The organism is Bradyrhizobium sp. CCBAU 11434, from assembly GCF_028128895.1.
GTDB classification, from domain to species: Bacteria; Pseudomonadota; Alphaproteobacteria; order Rhizobiales; family Xanthobacteraceae; genus Bradyrhizobium; species Bradyrhizobium zhengyangense.
On the sequence record NZ_LBJX01000103.1, the window covers coordinates 613382 to 630223 of the forward strand.

The window sequence follows — 16842 nt, forward strand, 5'->3', positions numbered from 1 at the left end:
CTCTGGATAGTCTAAGCGTCGAGGGCGGCGGCGCGGCGCCGCATCAGCACACGCTCGCGTCCGTTGGTCGCAAGATGCGCGGCGGCTTCGAAAGCCTGCCGCGCTTCTGCGAGCCGTCCAAGCTTTTGCAGCAGGTCGCCGCGAACCGCCGGCAGATGATGATAGGTCGCCAGCGCCGGCTCGCCAGCGACTGCGTCCAGCAGGTCGAGGCCGGCTTGCGGCCCCTCGGCCATGCCGACCGCAACCGCACGGTTGAGCTCAATGATCGGCGAGCGCACCAGCAGTGCCAGCTCGGCGTAAAGCTGTGCAATGCGCTGCCAGTTGGTCGCTGCGGCAGTCTCCGCTCTGGCGTGGCACGCCGCAATCGCGGCCTGGAGCGCGTAGAATCCACCGGCGCCTCCGAGGTCGCCGGCGCGTTCGAGCGAATGCAGGCCGCTGCGGATCTGCAACCAGTCCCAGAGCGCGCGATCCTGATCCATCAGCAGAACGGGATCACCGTTCGCATCGGTCCGCGCACGGGCCCGCGAGGCATTCAAATCCATCAGGGCGACAAGGCCGTGCACCTCCGGCTCGTCCGGGGCGAGACCCGCGAGCACCCGCCCCATGCGCAGCGCCTCGTCGCAGAGCTGCGGACGCAGCCATTCCTCGCCATGCGCCGCGAGATAGCCCTCGTTGAAGATCAGGTAGACGACCTCGAGCACCGAGGCGAGACGCTCCGAGAGAGCCTCACCTGATGGCGTCTCATAGGCGAGACCGGAATTCGACAGCGACCGCTTGGCGCGAAGGATACGCTGGGAGATGGTGGCTTCGGGCACGAGATAGGCGCGCGCGATCTCGGACGTGGTCAAGCCGCAGATCATGCGCAGCGCCAGTGCCGCGCGCGCCTCGCGCGACAGGATCGGATGACAAGCCGTGAAGATCAGCCGCAGCAACTCATCGCCGATGTCGTCGTCGAGCGCGGCATCGAAATCGGGCACGATCCCCTGCTCCTGCAACATGTCCCGCGCCAGCATGTCGTGCTTGTCGCTCAGCATCCTGCCGCGGCGCAGATGATCGAGCGCACGGCGCCTCGCGGTCGTCATCAGCCAGGCGCCGGGATTATCCGGGACACCGGTGGCGGGCCACGCTTCCAGCGCCGCCACCAGCGCGTCCTGGGTCAGCTCTTCAGCAAGCGGCACGTCGCGCAACATCCGCGACAGCGTCGCGATCAGCCGCGGCTGCACGATGCGCCAGGTTGCGTGAATCGTGGCACGGACGGCTTGATCGATGTCGGCGGCCGTCATCGCCGCCGACCGGGTGGCGCGCAGGTGGCCATCAGGCGTGAGCGGCTACGGCCGATTTGGCATCAACCTCGCAGGCCCCGTCCACGCCCGGCGTGGCGAACGCCCGCAATTCGCAGGTCCCGTCCCAGCCCGGCATGTGATCGAGGTGCAGCTGCATGAATTCCTTGGCCATGGCCAGGGCCTCCGCCTTGTCGCGCAGCTCGAAAATGGCGTAGCCGCCGATCACTTCCTTGGCCTCGATAAAAGGGCCATCGATCACGCTGAGCTCGCCGTCGACGATGCGCACGCGGGCGCCGGTCGCAAGCGGCATCAGCCCGCCATTGTCGATCATCCGGCCGGCCTTGATTTCCCGCTCGGATATTTTCTGCATGGCCTCCATCAGCGCGGGGCTCGGGCCTTTCATGGGCTGACTGGAGGTGACGATGTACATGAACCGCATGCAAAACTCCTGATAAGGCGAGACACGGCCGGGCCGGCCGCGCGATCAGCTCGCTATCCAGATGACGATCCAGCCGGTGCCGGATCGACATGAGCCCCAGAAAAATTGCGGGACCGGACGGGCCCCTATTGGCGCAGCATGATCAAGGGGTCGGCCGTATCGGGAACCCGCCGCCATTGTGCATTGTCGTCGGCCTCGAACTGCCAGACCTCGCCTGATTTCGACATCAGGATGATCTGGCCGCGCTCGAGCCGCCATTGCGTCGGATTGAACTGGGTGATGGCCGCGTCGCATTTCGGCTTGAGGAAAACCTGGAAATTGTCCTGGTCGGCTTCCGTGTTGGTCAGCGTTATCCCGCAGATCGGCTGGCCATTGCCCCGGACCATCGCCCAGTCGCCGATCATCTGGTCCATCGACTTGGCCATGGAGCGGGCGGCAGCGAGGTCCTGCAGGATGTAGACGCCCTCGCCCTGTCGGAGCCCTTCGAAGATACCGGCCTCGACCTCGGTGAAGTCGATCACGGATTCACCTGATGCATCCTGCAAGCGGACGATATCCAGGCCCTTGACGCTCCAGGCGACGATGTCCTTGGTGAAGGGCAGCGCGGCCTTGCAGGCCGGCTCAAGCTCGAGCTTGAACCCCTGTCCCGCGGCGTCGCCCTTCATCGTGACGACGCAGGTCTTGCTGCGTTCGGTGGTCGAGAGCTCCCACTGCCCGACCATCTCCTTTTTCAGGGTCGTCGCGTCCTGCGCATGCGCGATGCCGATCGCGGCCATGCCGGCCGCGACGGCGAATGCAACGACCCTGAGAATTTGCATCAGCGCCCCTTGAACGGCGTCTCGGCCACCGGCGTCAGCGGCGGCTTGCCGGAGAACCATGATTTGAGGTTGTCGACCACGAGCTGGTCCATGGCGTTGCGCGTCACCACCGAGGCCGAACCGATATGCGGCAGCAACACGACGTTCTGCATGGCCTTGAGCTCGTCAGGCACGTTCGGCTCGGCGGCAAATACATCGAGACCGGCGGCGAGGATGGTGCCTGATTTCAGCGCCTGGACCAGTGCCTGCTCGTCGACGACGGAACCGCGGGCGACGTTGACCAGCACGCCGCGCGGGCCGAGCGCCTTCAGCACCTCCGCATTGATCATCTTGTCGGTAGCAGCGCCGCCGGGCACGATCACGACAAGCGTGTCCACGGCCTTCGCCATTTCGATCAGGTCAGGGTAGTGCTTGTAGGAGACGTCCTTGGACGGATTGCGGGAGTGATAGACCACCGGCACCAGCGAGGCATCGAGCCGGCGCGCGATGGCCTGCCCGATCCGGCCCATGCCGACGATGCCGACCTTGCGGTCGCGCAGCGAGCCGACGCTGAGCGGATAGTTCTGCGTCTGCCAGAGACCCGAGCGCACATAGCGATCGGCCTTGATGAATTCGCGCACAGTGGAGATCAGAAGGCCCATCGCGACGTCGGCGACTTCCTCGGTCAGCACGTCGGGCGTGTTGGTGACGATGATGTTGTGCTCGGCCGCGTATTTGGCGTCGATATGGTCGTAGCCGACGCCGAAGCTCGCCACCATCTCGATCTTGGGCAGCTGCGACAGCGAATCCTTGTCGGCGCGGACGGTGTGATAGGTCACGGCGACGCCGCGGATCTTGTCGCGGATCGCCGGCGTCAGCCGCTCGAGGTCACCGCGCGTCTCGGCCTTGTGCACGACGAAATGATCGGAAAACCCGTTCTCGAGGATCGGCCGCGCCGGCCCATAGATCAAAAGATCGATCTTGTCGGACGAAATCGAACCGGTAGACATCAGTTTTCCTTTCCAAGCGCGCTCTCATGCCAGCGCCGTAAAACGAGGTGGGAAATTAGCGCCAGCACCCCATAGATGACAATCCCGGCCAGCGACAACAACAGCAGCGCTGCGAACATGCGGGGTATGTTCAAGCGATAGCCCGACTCGGCGATCCTGTAGGCAAGGCCCGAGCCGGCACCCGCCGTTCCCGCAGCGATCTCGGCGACGACGGCGCCGATCAACGACAAGCCGCCAGCGATGCGCAGGCCGCCCAAAATATAGGGCAATGCTGCGGGCAGTTTCAGGAAACGCAGGGTTTGGGGCTTGGATGCGCCATAAAGCTGGAACAGGCCGGCGAGATTGCGGTCAACCGAATTGAGCCCGAGCGTGGTGTTGGACAGCACCGGGAAGAAGGCGACGATGAAGGCGCAGACGACGACGGCAGTCTGCTGCTCCAGATAGATCAGCAGCAGCGGCGCGATCGCGATGACAGGCGTCACCTGCAGCACGACGGCATAGGGGAACAGCGAATATTCCACCCATTTCGACTGGTTGAACAACAGCGCCAGCGCGATGCCGCCGATGCTTGCGGCGACAAAACCTTCCAGCGTCGTCAGCAGCGTGGCGGCGAGCGATTGTGACAACACCGCCCAGTCCTTGATCAGCGTCAGGAAGATCGCTGACGGCGCCGGCAACACGTAAGGCGGAATCTCCCTGATGCGAACCACGAGCTCCCAGACGGCAAGGCCCGCCGCGAACACGATGATGGGCAGCACGAAGCGCACCGCGCTTTGCGCGCCCGACGGCTTTGCGGGGACCGGGGCTTGCGCGTTCACAGCGTCGACTGCCCTGAATAAGACGGCGCGAGCGCGGCCGAGACGCGCCGGCAATAATCCGAGTACGCCGCCGAGGTGCGAAACTCCTCGCCGCGCGGCTCGACCGTTTCGATGCGGATATCGGCCTGGATGCGGCCGGGCCGCGCCGTCATGACCACGACGCGCTGCGACAGGTAGACGGATTCGAACACCGAATGGGTGACGAAGATGACGGTCTTGCCAAGGCTGCGCCACAGCGCCAGCAGATCGTTGTTGAGGCGGAAGCGCGTGATTTCGTCGAGCGCGGCGAACGGCTCATCCATGAGCAGGATGTCAGGATCGGTGACGAGCGCGCGGGCGAGCGAGACCCGCATCTTCATGCCGCCGGACAATTCGCGCGGAAACGCATCGGCGAAGTCGGCAAGCCCGACGCTCGCGAGCGCCGCATCGGCGCGTGCCCGCCCTTCGGCCTTCGCGATGCCGCCAAGCTTCAGCGGCAGCCGCACGTTCTCGCGCACGCTACTCCACGGCATCAGGGTCGGCTCCTGGAACACGAAGCCGATGCCATGACCTTGACGAATATGGCCAATTTGCACCTCGCCCTCGTGGCGCGACACCCGCACTGTGCCCGATGATGCTTGGCTGAGCCCTGCAATCAGCCGCAGCGCCGTCGATTTGCCGCAGCCCGAGGGCCCGAGCAGCGAGATGAACTCGCCTTTGCGGACCGCGAGATCGAGCGGACCGAGCGCCATGACGCCGGTGTCGTAGACCTTCGTCACGCCGCGCAGGCTGACGGCAAGCGCCGTCAGGCTGGCCTCGACCGTGGATGAAGGCTTGGCTGACGACATCAACGCTGGCGTTACGGCTTGGCGGGGCGCAGCTCGACGCCGACGCCCTTGTTGACGAAGCGCAACGTGTAGGACTTGCGGAAGTCGAGATCGCCCTTCACCACGCCGGCCTTCACCATCTTGTTGAAGAAGGACGTGTAGCGCTCGTCGCTCATCGCGCCGATGCCGCCCTTCACGCTGTCGCCGGAATCGACGATGCCGTACTCCTTCATCTTGGCGACGGAATAGGCGAGCAGATCGTCGGTCATTTCAGGATTGAGCTTCTTGATCATGGCATTGCCGGCGGAATTGTCGCCATAGATGTAATTGTACCAGCCGACGATCGAGGCATCGACGAAGCGCTGCACCAGGTCCGGCTTCTTCTCGACGATGTCGCGGCGGGTCTCGATCAGCGTCGAATAGGTGTTGAAGCCTGCATCGGCGAGCAGGATGACGTTGGGCTTGAAGCCGCCGGCTTTCTCGACCGCGAAGGGCTCTGATGTAACGTAGCCCTGCATCGCGCTCTTGGGATTGGCGATGAAGGGCTGCGGATTGAAATTATAGGGGCGGACGTTCTTCTCGCTGAAGCCGTATTCGGACTTGAGCCACTGGAAATAGCTGGACATGCCCTCCTTGGAAACGAACAGCGTCAGCGGCTTGAGGTCCTCAAGCTTGGCGACCTTCGCGTCGGGCTGCGACAGCAGCACCTGCGGGTCCTTCTGGAACATCGCGGCGATCGTCACCACGGGAACGTTGTTGGCGACCGCGTCGAACGACATCAGCGTGTTCGCAGCCATGAAGAAATCGATCTTGCCGGCGACCAACAGCATCCGGTTGTTCTCGTTCGGCCCGCCCGGCACGATGCTGACATCGAGCCCGTACTTCTTGTAGGTGCCGTCTGCGACCGCCTGGAAGAAGCCGCCATGCTCGGCCTCGGCGACCCAATTGGTGCCGAAGGTGACCTTGTCCAGGGTCTCGCTGCGCGCCGGCAGGATCGATACCACAGAGGCCAGCAAGCCCGCCATTAACGCTCGCCGCAGATGAGAGGGGCTCATGAATGCACTCCGTCGATCGCTTCTAGCCGATGTGACAACAACACGATAGAACCGCAACACATCAGGGGACGCGAGCCGGCCGGGCCCGCGTCCCCTGATAACCCCAAACTACGTGACAAATTCGGGCAAAGAAACCTTGATGACGCCTTCCCGCGACTGGACCGAGATCCGCTGGACCGACATTGGTCCGACGGAAGCGTCGCGCTGGATCGCGGTGCTGCCGCTGGCGGCGACCGAGCAGCACGGCCCGCATCTGCCATACGAGACTGACGTGCTGATCGGCGAGGCCTATCTGGCGCGCGTGCACGAGCTGCTGCCCGAGTCTCTTCCGGTGACGTTCCTGCCCGTTGAACCCGTCGGCATCTCCACCGAGCATATCGACTATCCGGGCACGCAGACGCTGCCGACCGAGGTGGCGCTGAGGCGCTGGACGGGAATCGGCGAGGACATCGCACGACGCGGCGTGAAAAAGCTCGTCATCATCACCAGCCACGGCGGCAACAGCGCGGCGATGATGCTGGTGGCGCAGGATCTTCGTGCGCATCAAAAGCTGTTCGTGGTGACGACGTCGTGGTCGCGGCTGTCGGCTGCGGACAAGCTGTTCCCATCAGATGAAGTGCGCCACGGCATTCATGGTGGTGCGGTCGAGACCTCGATCATGCTGGCGCGCTATCCCGACCAGGTGCGCGCCAACGCGATCGCGGATTTTCCCGCGAGCAGCATCGCGATGGAGCAACAATATCGCTGGCTCTCGACGCAGCGGCCCGCGCCCTTTGCCTGGCAGGCGCAGGATCTGCACCCGAGCGGCGCGATCGGCAATGCGACGCTGGCGGTGCCGGCGAAGGGCGAGCAGCTGCTCGACCAGGGCGCACGCGCCTTTTGCGAGCTGCTGACTGAGGTCGATAACTTCGACGTGAACAGGCTCGCCAAGGGTCCCCTCGGCTAGCTCTCATCCACCTGAAATCGTTCGAGAAAGAGCCGGAGCGGCGAGTCGCGGCGCGCGCGCTCGAACCTGATCCGGCAAGCCTTCGTCCAATTGGGCACGCGGACCACAACGGACCGCCTCAACCCGGATGGAATTTCACATGTCGATCAAGACCAAGATTGCCGCCGTCGCTCTCGCAGCCCTCACCGTCACCGCTGGTGTCGCGTCAACGACCTCGACCGCTCAGGCCAAGCCGCTCGGCTGGGGCTGGGGTGTCGGCGCCGGCATCGCCACTGCCGCCATCGTCGGCACCGCGATCGCCGCCAGCAACGAACCCTATTACTACGGCTATCACCGCTGCGGCTGGGTCGCCCAGTACAACGCCTTCGGCCAGTACGTCGGCCGCGTTCGTACTTGCTACTGATCTGAGTATTTGAGGCCAATCTTACGTGGATCCTGCGTCCGACACGGGCGCCTCATCCACCCCGTGTCGTGCCCCCGACCCCGCCCGGCTGTCCCCCCGGGCGGGGTCATCCTTTTTCCGCGCCGGGAATTTGTAGCAATACCGTCACATAAGGATGCCAACCATCCGCTGCGACATTCTGGACGAGTTGCTATTGCGAACTATTAGCAATAAGCTCCGAACGAGCGCAGGGCGGGATGAAATCGCGTCGAAACGAGTTCATCTCGTTTGATCGCGTAAACAGCCAAGACCCTGATGACAGGATCGCCGCGAATCGGCAGGGATGTCGGAGCGGCTGGGGTAAATTTGCGTCTTGGGGGCGTGTGTTTTGACGTTGAGAGGTCATCGATATCAGTTGCTGCGGACGGCGGCGGCAATCACCGCCGGCGTGATGGCTCTTCCCGGGGCCTCCCGTGCTGCTGACCTGCCACTGAAGGCACCGGCACTAAAGGCTGTCTACGACTGGACCGGCCTCTATATCGGCGCGCATGCCGGCCTCACCCGCGGCACCTCCTCGGCAACTCTGACCGATCCCACGGTCGCCACCGACAACAACGTCTTCAACGGCGCGACCGGGGGCGTGCAAGCCGGTTACAATTGGCGCTTCAACTCTGGCCTGCTGCTCGGTGTTGAAGGCGACATTTCCTTTCCGAACTATCTGCCCTCCAACCACGTGGTGTCATCGGCTGCGACGGCGCTGTCCGGCGTGGAGGAACGCTGGGACTACGTTGCGAGTCTGCGCGCCCGTCTCGGTTACACCACTGGCAATTGGCTGTTCTATGCGACTGGCGGCGCAGCCTTTGCCGGCGAACGATTTCTCTCGACGCCGACGGGCGGCAACGAAGAGAAGGTGCTGAACACCCGGTTCGGCTGGACCGCCGGCGGTGGCGTCGAATATGCCTTCGCGCCGCATTGGAGCGCGCGGCTCGAATATCTCTACAGCAAGTTCGAGAACGCCAACGTCACCTTCCCGTCGGGCGGGCAATATTCGTCCACGATGGATTTCCAGAGCCTTCGGATCGGGCTCAATCGCAAGATCGATTGGCCGGGGATACCGAGCTACAATCCCAAGTCCGATATCACCGACACCGAATCGAGCCGATGGGAAATCCACGGTCAGTCGACCTTCCTGGCGCAGGGACATCCATCCTTCAGCGCGCCCTATACCGGGCCGAACAGCCTGACGACGTCGCCGGATTTACAAGAGACGTGGAGCAACTCGCTCTATCTCAATGCGCGGCTGTGGGATGGCGGCGAGGTCTATTTCAATCCCGAGCTGTTGCAGGGTTTTGGCTTCAACAACACCACCGGCGCAGCGGGTTTCCCCAATGGCGAAGCGCAGAAATCCGGCTTCCCCTATCCGCACTTCAATGCCTCGCGGCTGTTCGTCCGCCAAACTTTCGGCTTCGGCGGCGAACAGGAAGAGCTTGCCAGCGGCCAGCTCCAACTCGCCGGCAAGGCCGACATCTCGCGCCTCACCTTGCAGGTCGGCAAATTCTCCGTCGTTGACGTATTCGACGGCAATTCCTACGCGCACGATCCGCGCAAGGATTTCATGAACTGGTCGATCTGGGCCTCGGGCGCCTTCGACTATGCCGCCGACAAGCTCGGCCTCGGCTATGGCGCCACCGCCGAATTGAACCAGAAGCAATGGGCGCTGCGCGGCGGCTACTTCCTGATGGACGCCACGTCGAACTCGAACAATTTCGACATGAATGTCGGCCGCCGCGGCGAATATGTCGCGGAACTTGAAACACGCTATTCGCTGTTCGGTCAGCCCGGCAAGCTGCGCACGCTCGGCTTCGTCAATAGCGACTTCTCGGGCAGCTATCGCGAGACGCTGGATAATCCCGCGCTCAATCTCGACATCAGCCAGACCCGCCGCGGCCGCATCAAATACGGCTACGCGCTCAACCTCGAGCAGGCCGTTACCGATGACATCGGCGTGTTCGGCCGCTGGAGCTGGAACGACGGCCGCAACGAGATCATGGCCTTCACCGACATCGACCGCAGCCTATCCGGTGGCGTCTCTGTGAAGGGCACCAAATGGGGCCGACCGGACGACGTCGTCGCCATTGCCGGCGCCGTCAACGGCCTCTCGCAGGACCATCGCGACTTCCTCGCCGCCGGCGGTCTCGGTCCGCTGATCGGCGACGGCGCGCTCAACTACAGGAAGGAGCGCGTGCTGGAAACCTATTACGCCTACGCGCTGAACAAGGCGCTGACATTTACCGCCGACTACCAGCTCATCGTCAATCCTGCCTACAATGCCGATCGTGGGCCGGTCTCGGTGTTCTCAGGACGGCTGCACGGCGAATTCTGAGCACGGCAGTGATCATTCCTGCCCGGTGCGACAATTTGGTCGGAACCGGGCAAAGCGCGCCTCGGGTTCATATATAACGGGCTTGGTCCGGTGTCCGCCGGGCTCATCGGCCTTTCCCCCTTGCGCGCAATGTTATCCGTCGAACTCATCATCGTCGTCGTCCTGATCGTCATCAACGGGCTACTCTCCATGTCGGAGCTGGCCGTGGTTTCATCGCGCCCGGCGCGGCTATCGCTGCTGGCGGCCAAGGGCGTGCGCGGTGCCGAGCGCGCGCTGTCGCTCGCCGCCGATCCCGGAAAGTTCCTTTCGACCGTGCAGATCGGCATCACGCTGGTCGGCGTGCTCTCCGGCGCCTTCTCCGGCGCGACGCTCGGGCAGCGGCTGGCGCAATGGCTGGTCGAGCTCGGCATGTCGTCAGGCATTGCCGATATCGTCGGTGTCGGCATCGTCGTCACCATCATCACCTATGCGACACTGATCGTCGGCGAGCTGGTGCCGAAGCAGGTGGCGCTGCGCGATCCCGAAAGCATCGCGGTCAAGGTCGCGCCGGCGATGCATGTGCTGGCGCGCGTCTCGCTGCCGCTGGTGTTTCTGCTCGACCTTTCCGGCAAGCTGATCCTCACCCTGCTCGGTCGCGGCGGCAAGGCCGAAGAGAAAGTCTCGGAGGACGAGATCCATCATCTCGTCAACGAGGCCGAAAGCGCCGGTGTGCTCGAGCCCGGCGAGAAGGAAATGATCGCGGGCGTGATGCGGCTCGGCGACCGCCCGGTCGGCGCGGTGATGACGCCGCGCACGGAGGTCGACGAGATCGACCTGAATGATGCTCCGGAAGCAATTCAAGCGATCATCGCCAAGAGCCCGCATTCGCGCTTTCCCGTCTCCGACGGCGATCGCGACACACCCATCGGCGTGCTTCAGGCAAAGGATCTGCTGGTCGCGTACATGAATGAGCGCACGCCGGATCTGCGGGCACTCGTCCGCGAAGCGCCGAGCATTCCCGCATCAGCCGATGCCCGCGATGTGCTGGCAATCCTGAGGGTTGCGCCGGTTCACGTCGGTTTCGTCTACGACGAATATGGTGCCTTCGAAGGCGTGGTGACGACGGCTGATATTCTGGAATCGATCGTCGGCGCCTTCCATTCGGAGGAAGGCCCACCGGAGCCGGCCTATGTCAGGCGCGCAGACGGCTCGCTGCTTGTCTCAGGCTGGATGCCGGTTGACGAGTTCGGCGAGCTCCTGAGCGTCGAGCTGCCGCCGCATCACCGCTACAACACGGTTGCGGGCCTCGTGCTGCAACAATTCACCGTGCTGCCCAACGTCGGCGACGCCTTCGACTTCGCCGGCTGGCATATCGAGGTGGTCGATCTCGATGGCCGGCGGATCGACAAGATTCTGGCGAGCCGGCGGGGTGAGGTAGAGACGGGGTGAGCACGAGCTCGCGCCGCCAGCCTCACCCGAACCGCACCCCTATCCGCTTTTCCTTGCGCCACACCACCGTGCAGGGCAGGTGCACACCCTCGGCCTTGATGTTCAGGGTGAAATGCTCGGGAATGCCGACCGGGCTGGTGACGTCGAGGGCGGCGCCGGTGTCGGAGAAATTGCGGACGGTGCAATCGATCGCGCCGCCGCCGAACTCAATGGTTCCGGCCTTCAATACGCGGTGCCTGGCCTTGTTGCGGCGCTCTTCGTCCATCGGGACATTTTACACCCCAAGCTGACACGAAGGTTAAAACAACCCTGATGCAGGCGAATTTACGCCGCTACGGATGCGGGAACCCTCACAACGGCTGGAACGATGCCGCCTGGGCCATCCGCCAGGCGTCGCGGAACCGCGGGTCCTCCGTGCCTTCGAGCAGTTCGCCCGGACGTAGCTCTGGGTAGAGCTGCGCGAAGGACTGCACCTTGGTCGTCGACGTCCGCTGGCTGAAATGGATCGGGCGCAGCTGCTGCGGATGCTCGAGGCCGGCCGCGGCGATCAGCTCGGTCAGCGAGTGCAGCGTGGCGTGGTGATAATTGTGCACGCGGTCGATCTTGAGCGGCACATAGAGCGCGCGCGCCCGGGTCGGATCCTGGGTCGCAACGCCGGTTGGGCAGCGGTCGGTGTGGCAGCTCAGCGACTGGATGCAGCCGAGCGAGAACATGAAGCCGCGCGCCGAATTGCACCAGTCGGCGCCGATTGCCATCGCGCGCGCCATGTCGAAGGCAGTCGCGATCTTGCCTGACGCGCCGAGCTTGATGCGGTCGCGCGCATTGATGCCGATCAGCGCGTTGTGGACGAAATTGACGCCCTCGCGCATCGGCATGCCCAGATGGTCCATGAATTCGAGCGGCGCAGCACCAGTGCCGCCTTCATTGCCGTCGACCACGATAAAGTCGGGGTAGATGCCGGTCTCCAGCATCGCCTTGCAGATCGCCAGAAACTCCCAGGGATGGCCGATACAGAGCTTGAAGCCGGCCGGCTTGCCACCTGAAAGCCTGCGCATCTCGGCGACGAACTGCATCATGCCCGTGGGAGTCGAGAAGGCGCGATGCGAGGCCGGCGAAATGCAGTCCTCGCCCATCGCGACGCCGCGGATCTTGGAGATTTCTTCCGAGACTTTCGCCGCCGGCAGCACGCCGCCATGGCCGGGCTTGGCGCCCTGGCTAATCTTGAGCTCGACCATCTTGATCTGGTCCTGGCTCGCAACGCGCGCGAATGCCTCCGGATCGAAGGTGCCGTCGAGATGGCGGCAGCCGAAATAGCCGGAGCCGATCTCCCAGATGACGTCACCGCCCATCTCGGCGTGATAGGGACTGAAGCCGCCCTCGCCGGTGTCATGGGCGAAGCCGCCCTTCCTGGCACCGGCATTGAGCGCGCGCACCGCATTCGGGCTGAGCGCGCCAAAGCTCATGGCCGAGATGTTGAACACCGAGGCCGAATAGGGCTTCGCACAATCCGGCCCGCCGATGGTGACGCGAAACTTCTCCTCGGCGTGCGCCTTCGGCGACACCGAGTGATGCATCCACTCATAGCCCTCGCGGTAGACATCCTCCTGGGTGCCGAACGGACGCTTGTCGAGCTGCATCTTGGCGCGCTGATAGACCACCGCGCGGGTGTCGCGCGAGAACGGCATGCCGTCCTTCTCGCTCTCGAAGAAGTACTGCCGCATCTCCGGACGGATTTCCTCCAGGAGGAAACGGATGTGCGCCGATATCGGGTAGTTCCGCAGCACCGCATGGCTCTTCTGCATGAGGTCGCGGACGCCGAGCAGCGTGAGCGCGCCGAAGATGCAGATCGGGACCAGCAGGATGTCGAAAATCCTGCGGTCGGCGATGGCGATGCCAATCAGGAGTGCCGTGACGACCGCGCAGATCGTCAGGACGATGAAGCGCGGCGAGAACGGAAGCAGAAGGGTTTCCATGATCCCCTCTTCCGCCAACGGCAAACGTTTGGGCGATTCCTGCGTCTTGTTGTTGTCGGCCACGATTCCCACCCTCTCGCCAGCATCAGGCGGTACGATACGCCCGCACCTGTCATACGGATATGACGCAGCGCTTGTTTCAGGCTAGCGAATTCGGTCGGGATAAATCAATCCACCGAGAGGTTAGGCCTGTTGCACTGCAGCAGTAGCGGCATGGGAGGGGTCGCGGCACCAGCCACAACGGAGCCGTCATCCCCGGGCAAGCGTAAGCGCAGACCCGGGGTCCATAACCACAGGATTTTGTGGTTGGAAGTAAGGTGTCACTCCGGGTCTTCGCATAGCGGCTCCCTGTGGCTATGCGCGACGAGCGAAGGGCTTGCGCGGCGGTCCCGGATCGGCGCGCGCTTTGGGCGCGCTTGCCCGGGACGACGGCGGAGTTTTAGGGCTGGTAGCCCGGCACGACAACGTGCCGGGCTTAGCGCTCGACGAATGCCTTCTCGATCACGAAATGACCGGGCTTGTTGCCGCTTCCCTCGACGAAGTCGCGGCTCTCGAACATCACCTTCAGCTCCTCGAGCATCGCCGGGCTGCCGCACATCATGATGCGGTCGGTCTCGATGTTGAGCGGGCCTTGGCCGATATCGTTGAAGATCTGTTCGGAGTTGATGAGGTCGGTGATGCGGCCACGGTTCTTGAAGGGCTCGCGGGTCACGGTCGGATAATAGATCAGCTTGTCGGCGAGCAGCTCGCCGAACAGCTCGTCCTCGCGCAAATTCGCGACCAGCTTCTCGCCGTAAGCGAGCTCGGAGACCTGGCGGCAGCCGTGCACCAGCACGATGCTCTCAAACTGCTCATAGACCTCGGGGTCCTTGATCAGACTGGCGAAGGGCGCAAGGCCGGTGCCGGTCGAGAGCAGCATCAGCCGCTTGCCGGGGATGAGGTTGTCGGTGATCAGCGTGCCGGTCGCCTTGCGGCCGACCAGGATGGTGTCGCCTTCCTTGATCTTCTGCAGGCGCGAGGTCAGCGGACCGTCCTGCACCTTGATCGAGAAGAACTCGAGCTCTTCCTCGTGGTTGGCGCTGGCCATGCTGTAGGCCCGCAGCAGCGGACGGCCGTCGACCTCGAGGCCGATCATGGCGAACTGGCCGTTCTGGAAGCGGAAGCCGGTGTCGCGCGTGGCGCGGAAGCTGAACAGTGTGTCGGTCCAGTGCTGGACGGAAAGAACCTTCTCTCGGTAAAACGCGCTCATGATTTTCGATATTCCGAATGTCTTGCGGTTTTCGGGCAAAAGCGTTGCCCGGCCCTGAAAACGGGCGGACACCATTGCCATGGCGGAGGATTTCGCGTGTGTGATCTACGCCATTGAGACCAATAATCAACCTCGTTCCGGATGCAATTGATGCCGGTCAAACCGGCATTTGCGGCGGAAATGGTCACATCATTAACGGATCTGCTGTCGGGGCCGCGCAAAGGGCAATTTCTTTTCCCTTCCGGGCGCGAAAGCAGCACTTAATTTCCATCGCGCTCGCGAGAATTTCATTAAGAATAGCTCTGACTTTCACCCCGCGTTGGCGCGATTTCCCGCATTTCTGCGGCTTTTGGCGCCCGGAACGATCAGGATATGGCGACCAGCGAGCGAATCTTCGTCCAGGCGATCAGACGCTATGGCGCGCGCCATGGCATCGACGTGGACGTTCGCGCCGACGGCTGGCTGATCGCAATGCGCCGCGGCGAGATGCGCCGCTTTGCCTTCGGCTACGACATCGGCCTCAACAGCGCGATCGCGCATCGGCTCGCGAGCGACAAATCGGCGACATCAGAGGCGCTGTCGCTCGCTGGCGTGCCGTGCATTCCCCACCATCTCTTCCTCAACCCGAAGCTGGGCAGGAATGTCGTCGGCCCCGACTGGCGAGATGCAATGCTCGAGCTGCTTCGCGCCCATCCGCAAGGCGTGGTCGTGAAGCCGAACGAGGGGACATCGGGGCGCTCGGTGTTCAAGGTGATGATCGCGGCAGAGCTCGACCACGCGGCGGGCGAGGTCTTTTCGATGAGCACCGGGCTCGTGATCTCGCCTTACGTCGCGATCGAGGAAGAGGTCCGTGTGATCCTGCTCGATGATGCGCCCCTCGTTATCTACAGCAAGCGGCGTGGCGCGGACTGGCGGCACAATCTGGATGCCGGCGCCAAACCGGTGTTGCTGGAGGACGGCGAGGCGCGCACGGCCTGCGTGAAGCTCGCGATCGATGCGGCGCGCGCCATCGGCATCACCTTTGCGTCGATCGACGTGCTGCGCGTGGATGGCGACTGGCGCGTGCTGGAAATCAATTCCGGCGTGATGATGGAGGCGCTTGCAAAGCTGCATCCGGAGCTGGTGCAGGCGACGTATGACGCGGCGCTGGATCGGGTGTTCGGGGATGTTTCCGCGAGCACCAATCCATCACCGTCACCCTGAGGTGGCCGCTTCTTCAGCGGCCCTCGAAGGGGGACGGCCCGGCTGTAGCAGCATCACGGCCGCTCATCCTTCGAGGCTCAACCCGCGATGCATTCGCATCGCGGGCCTCGCACCTCAGGATGACGGAAAGAGAACCGACCGCCGCTAATTATTCGCGCTGGCAGAATCGTCCATCGCCTTGAACGCTTCCTCCAGCTGCAGCGAGATCGGCACGTTCATTTTCTCGCCGGTCGGCATGCGTGCGATGAACCATTTGTTGTAGAGCGGCACGAGATCGTGGTTGGAGCCGAGCTTGCGGAAGGTGCGCTCGACCACGGCGGCCAGTTGCGGCTCACCCTTGCGGAACATGATGCCGTAGGGATCATAGGACAGATAATCGCCTGTTACGCGGAACTTGTCCTGCGACTTGTGGCGGACGATCAGGCCCGAGAGCAGGATGTCGTCGGTCGCGAAGGCGTCGGCCTTGCCGTCAACCAGCATCTGGTAGGACTGCTCATGGTCGGCGCCGACAGCGATGTTGAGGCCCAGCGAAAGCTTCTTGTCGGCCGCCTGCACCGCCTGCTCGTTGGTGGTGCCTTTCGTCACCACGATGGTCTTGCCCTTCAGGTCGGTCAGCTGTTGGACGCTGGAGGCCTTCGGCACCATCAGCTTGGTGCCGGCGACGAACATCAGCGGCGAGAAGGCGACGCGCTTGCCGCGCTCGGAATTGGCCGTGGTCGAGCCGCATTCCAGATCGATCTTGTTCTGGAGCACCGCGTCGATGCGATCGTCCGAGGTGACCTTGACGTAGTCGATTCTGAGATTGGGATCGTCGACCTCGACGCCGATCTCCTCGACGATGGCCTCGCAGAGCTCGAGGCTGTAGCCGATCGGCCTGTTAGCCTGGTCGAGGAACGAGAACGGCGGCGAGCTCTCGCGATAGCCGAGCCGCACGGCGTGCGCGCTCTTGATGGCCGACAGCGTCGGGCTAAGCCCTTCGCTGCCGCCGCTCTGGGCAGAGGCACCCGTCGCCAGCAGACACGCTGCCAGCAACAGGCCGCTCGAAATCGCCGTCAAAGGGCGCATGACGC

At 63.6% G+C, this 16842-nt stretch carries 16 protein-coding genes; 5 read left to right on the forward strand and 11 right to left on the reverse strand.

Annotated features, from left to right (window positions below; all coding sequences use genetic code 11):
• Nucleotides 1-11: 11 nt before the first annotated feature.
• The 7 genes from XI06_RS43055 to XI06_RS43085 form a co-directional block, all read right to left on the reverse strand.
• Nucleotides 12-1283 carry an RNA polymerase sigma factor gene (locus XI06_RS43055; RefSeq protein WP_237859929.1) on the reverse strand — a complete coding sequence of 424 codons (1272 nt, stop codon included), beginning with the start codon at nucleotides 1281-1283 and terminating at the stop codon, nucleotides 12-14.
• 31 nt (nucleotides 1284-1314) lie between these two features.
• Nucleotides 1315-1722: a YciI family protein gene (locus XI06_RS43060; protein WP_237859931.1), complete on the reverse strand. Its 408-nt coding sequence runs from the start codon at nucleotides 1720-1722 to the stop codon at nucleotides 1315-1317.
• A gap of 125 nt (nucleotides 1723-1847) precedes the next feature.
• Nucleotides 1848-2540: a protease inhibitor Inh/omp19 family protein gene (locus XI06_RS43065; protein ID WP_237859933.1), complete on the reverse strand. Its 693-nt coding sequence runs from the start codon at nucleotides 2538-2540 to the stop codon at nucleotides 1848-1850.
• On the reverse strand, nucleotides 2540-3529 hold the full coding sequence (locus tag XI06_RS43070; RefSeq protein WP_237859935.1) for a 2-hydroxyacid dehydrogenase: 990 nt from the start codon (nucleotides 3527-3529) through the stop codon (nucleotides 2540-2542). Before XI06_RS43070 ends, XI06_RS43065 begins: the two co-directional genes overlap by 1 nt.
• On the reverse strand, nucleotides 3529-4347 hold the full coding sequence (locus XI06_RS43075; RefSeq protein WP_237859937.1) for an ABC transporter permease: 819 nt from the start codon (nucleotides 4345-4347) through the stop codon (nucleotides 3529-3531). Before XI06_RS43075 ends, XI06_RS43070 begins: the two co-directional genes overlap by 1 nt.
• Nucleotides 4344-5174 (reverse strand): ABC transporter ATP-binding protein, encoded by an 831-nt coding sequence (locus XI06_RS43080; RefSeq protein WP_237859938.1) that lies wholly within the window; start codon nucleotides 5172-5174, stop codon nucleotides 4344-4346. The genes XI06_RS43075 and XI06_RS43080 overlap by 4 nt, the downstream gene beginning before the upstream one ends.
• Before the next feature lie 11 nt (nucleotides 5175-5185).
• Nucleotides 5186-6208: an ABC transporter substrate-binding protein gene (locus tag XI06_RS43085; protein ID WP_237859940.1), complete on the reverse strand. Its 1023-nt coding sequence runs from the start codon at nucleotides 6206-6208 to the stop codon at nucleotides 5186-5188.
• Nucleotides 6209-6347: 139 nt separating this feature from the next.
• On the opposite strand from XI06_RS43085, the gene XI06_RS43090 reads away from it, so the two are divergent.
• From XI06_RS43090 to XI06_RS43105, 4 genes are all read left to right on the forward strand, one after another.
• Nucleotides 6348-7154 carry a creatininase family protein gene (locus XI06_RS43090; RefSeq protein WP_237859944.1) on the forward strand — a complete coding sequence of 269 codons (807 nt, stop codon included), beginning with the start codon at nucleotides 6348-6350 and terminating at the stop codon, nucleotides 7152-7154.
• 139 nt (nucleotides 7155-7293) lie between these two features.
• Entirely contained in the window at nucleotides 7294-7557 is a 264-nt protein-coding gene (locus XI06_RS43095) for a hypothetical protein (protein ID WP_237859947.1), read from the forward strand.
• A gap of 430 nt (nucleotides 7558-7987) precedes the next feature.
• Nucleotides 7988-9919, forward strand: a complete 1932-nt coding sequence (locus XI06_RS43100; protein ID WP_271608086.1) for a carbohydrate porin — start codon at nucleotides 7988-7990, stop codon at nucleotides 9917-9919.
• Nucleotides 9920-10048: 129 nt separating this feature from the next.
• Nucleotides 10049-11347: a hemolysin family protein gene (locus tag XI06_RS43105; RefSeq protein ID WP_237859949.1), complete on the forward strand. Its 1299-nt coding sequence runs from the start codon at nucleotides 10049-10051 to the stop codon at nucleotides 11345-11347.
• Nucleotides 11348-11369: 22 nt separating this feature from the next.
• Here the strand turns inward: XI06_RS43105 and XI06_RS43110 are convergent, their stop codons facing one another.
• The 3 genes from XI06_RS43110 to XI06_RS43120 all read right to left on the reverse strand — a co-directional run bounded on the left by XI06_RS43110 (nucleotide 11370) and on the right by XI06_RS43120 (nucleotide 14569).
• Complete coding sequence (locus XI06_RS43110) at nucleotides 11370-11612, reverse strand: PilZ domain-containing protein (protein WP_194465759.1); 243 nt, start codon at nucleotides 11610-11612, stop codon at nucleotides 11370-11372.
• An 85-nt stretch (nucleotides 11613-11697) separates the two neighbouring features.
• A complete protein-coding gene (locus tag XI06_RS43115) occupies nucleotides 11698-13320 on the reverse strand; it encodes an FMN-binding glutamate synthase family protein (protein ID WP_237859951.1) in 1623 nt (540 codons plus the stop codon).
• Between the two features lie 475 nt (nucleotides 13321-13795).
• On the reverse strand, nucleotides 13796-14569 hold the full coding sequence (locus XI06_RS43120; protein ID WP_237859953.1) for a ferredoxin--NADP reductase: 774 nt from the start codon (nucleotides 14567-14569) through the stop codon (nucleotides 13796-13798).
• A gap of 372 nt (nucleotides 14570-14941) precedes the next feature.
• Here XI06_RS43120 and XI06_RS43125 point away from each other — a divergent pair, with 372 nt between their 5' ends.
• Nucleotides 14942-15772: an ATP-grasp domain-containing protein gene (locus tag XI06_RS43125; protein ID WP_271608060.1), complete on the forward strand. Its 831-nt coding sequence runs from the start codon at nucleotides 14942-14944 to the stop codon at nucleotides 15770-15772.
• A gap of 144 nt (nucleotides 15773-15916) precedes the next feature.
• Here XI06_RS43125 and XI06_RS43130 read toward each other — a convergent pair whose 3' ends face one another.
• A complete protein-coding gene (locus XI06_RS43130) occupies nucleotides 15917-16837 on the reverse strand; it encodes an amino acid ABC transporter substrate-binding protein (RefSeq protein WP_271608061.1) in 921 nt (306 codons plus the stop codon).
• Between the last annotated feature and the right edge of the window lie 5 nt (nucleotides 16838-16842).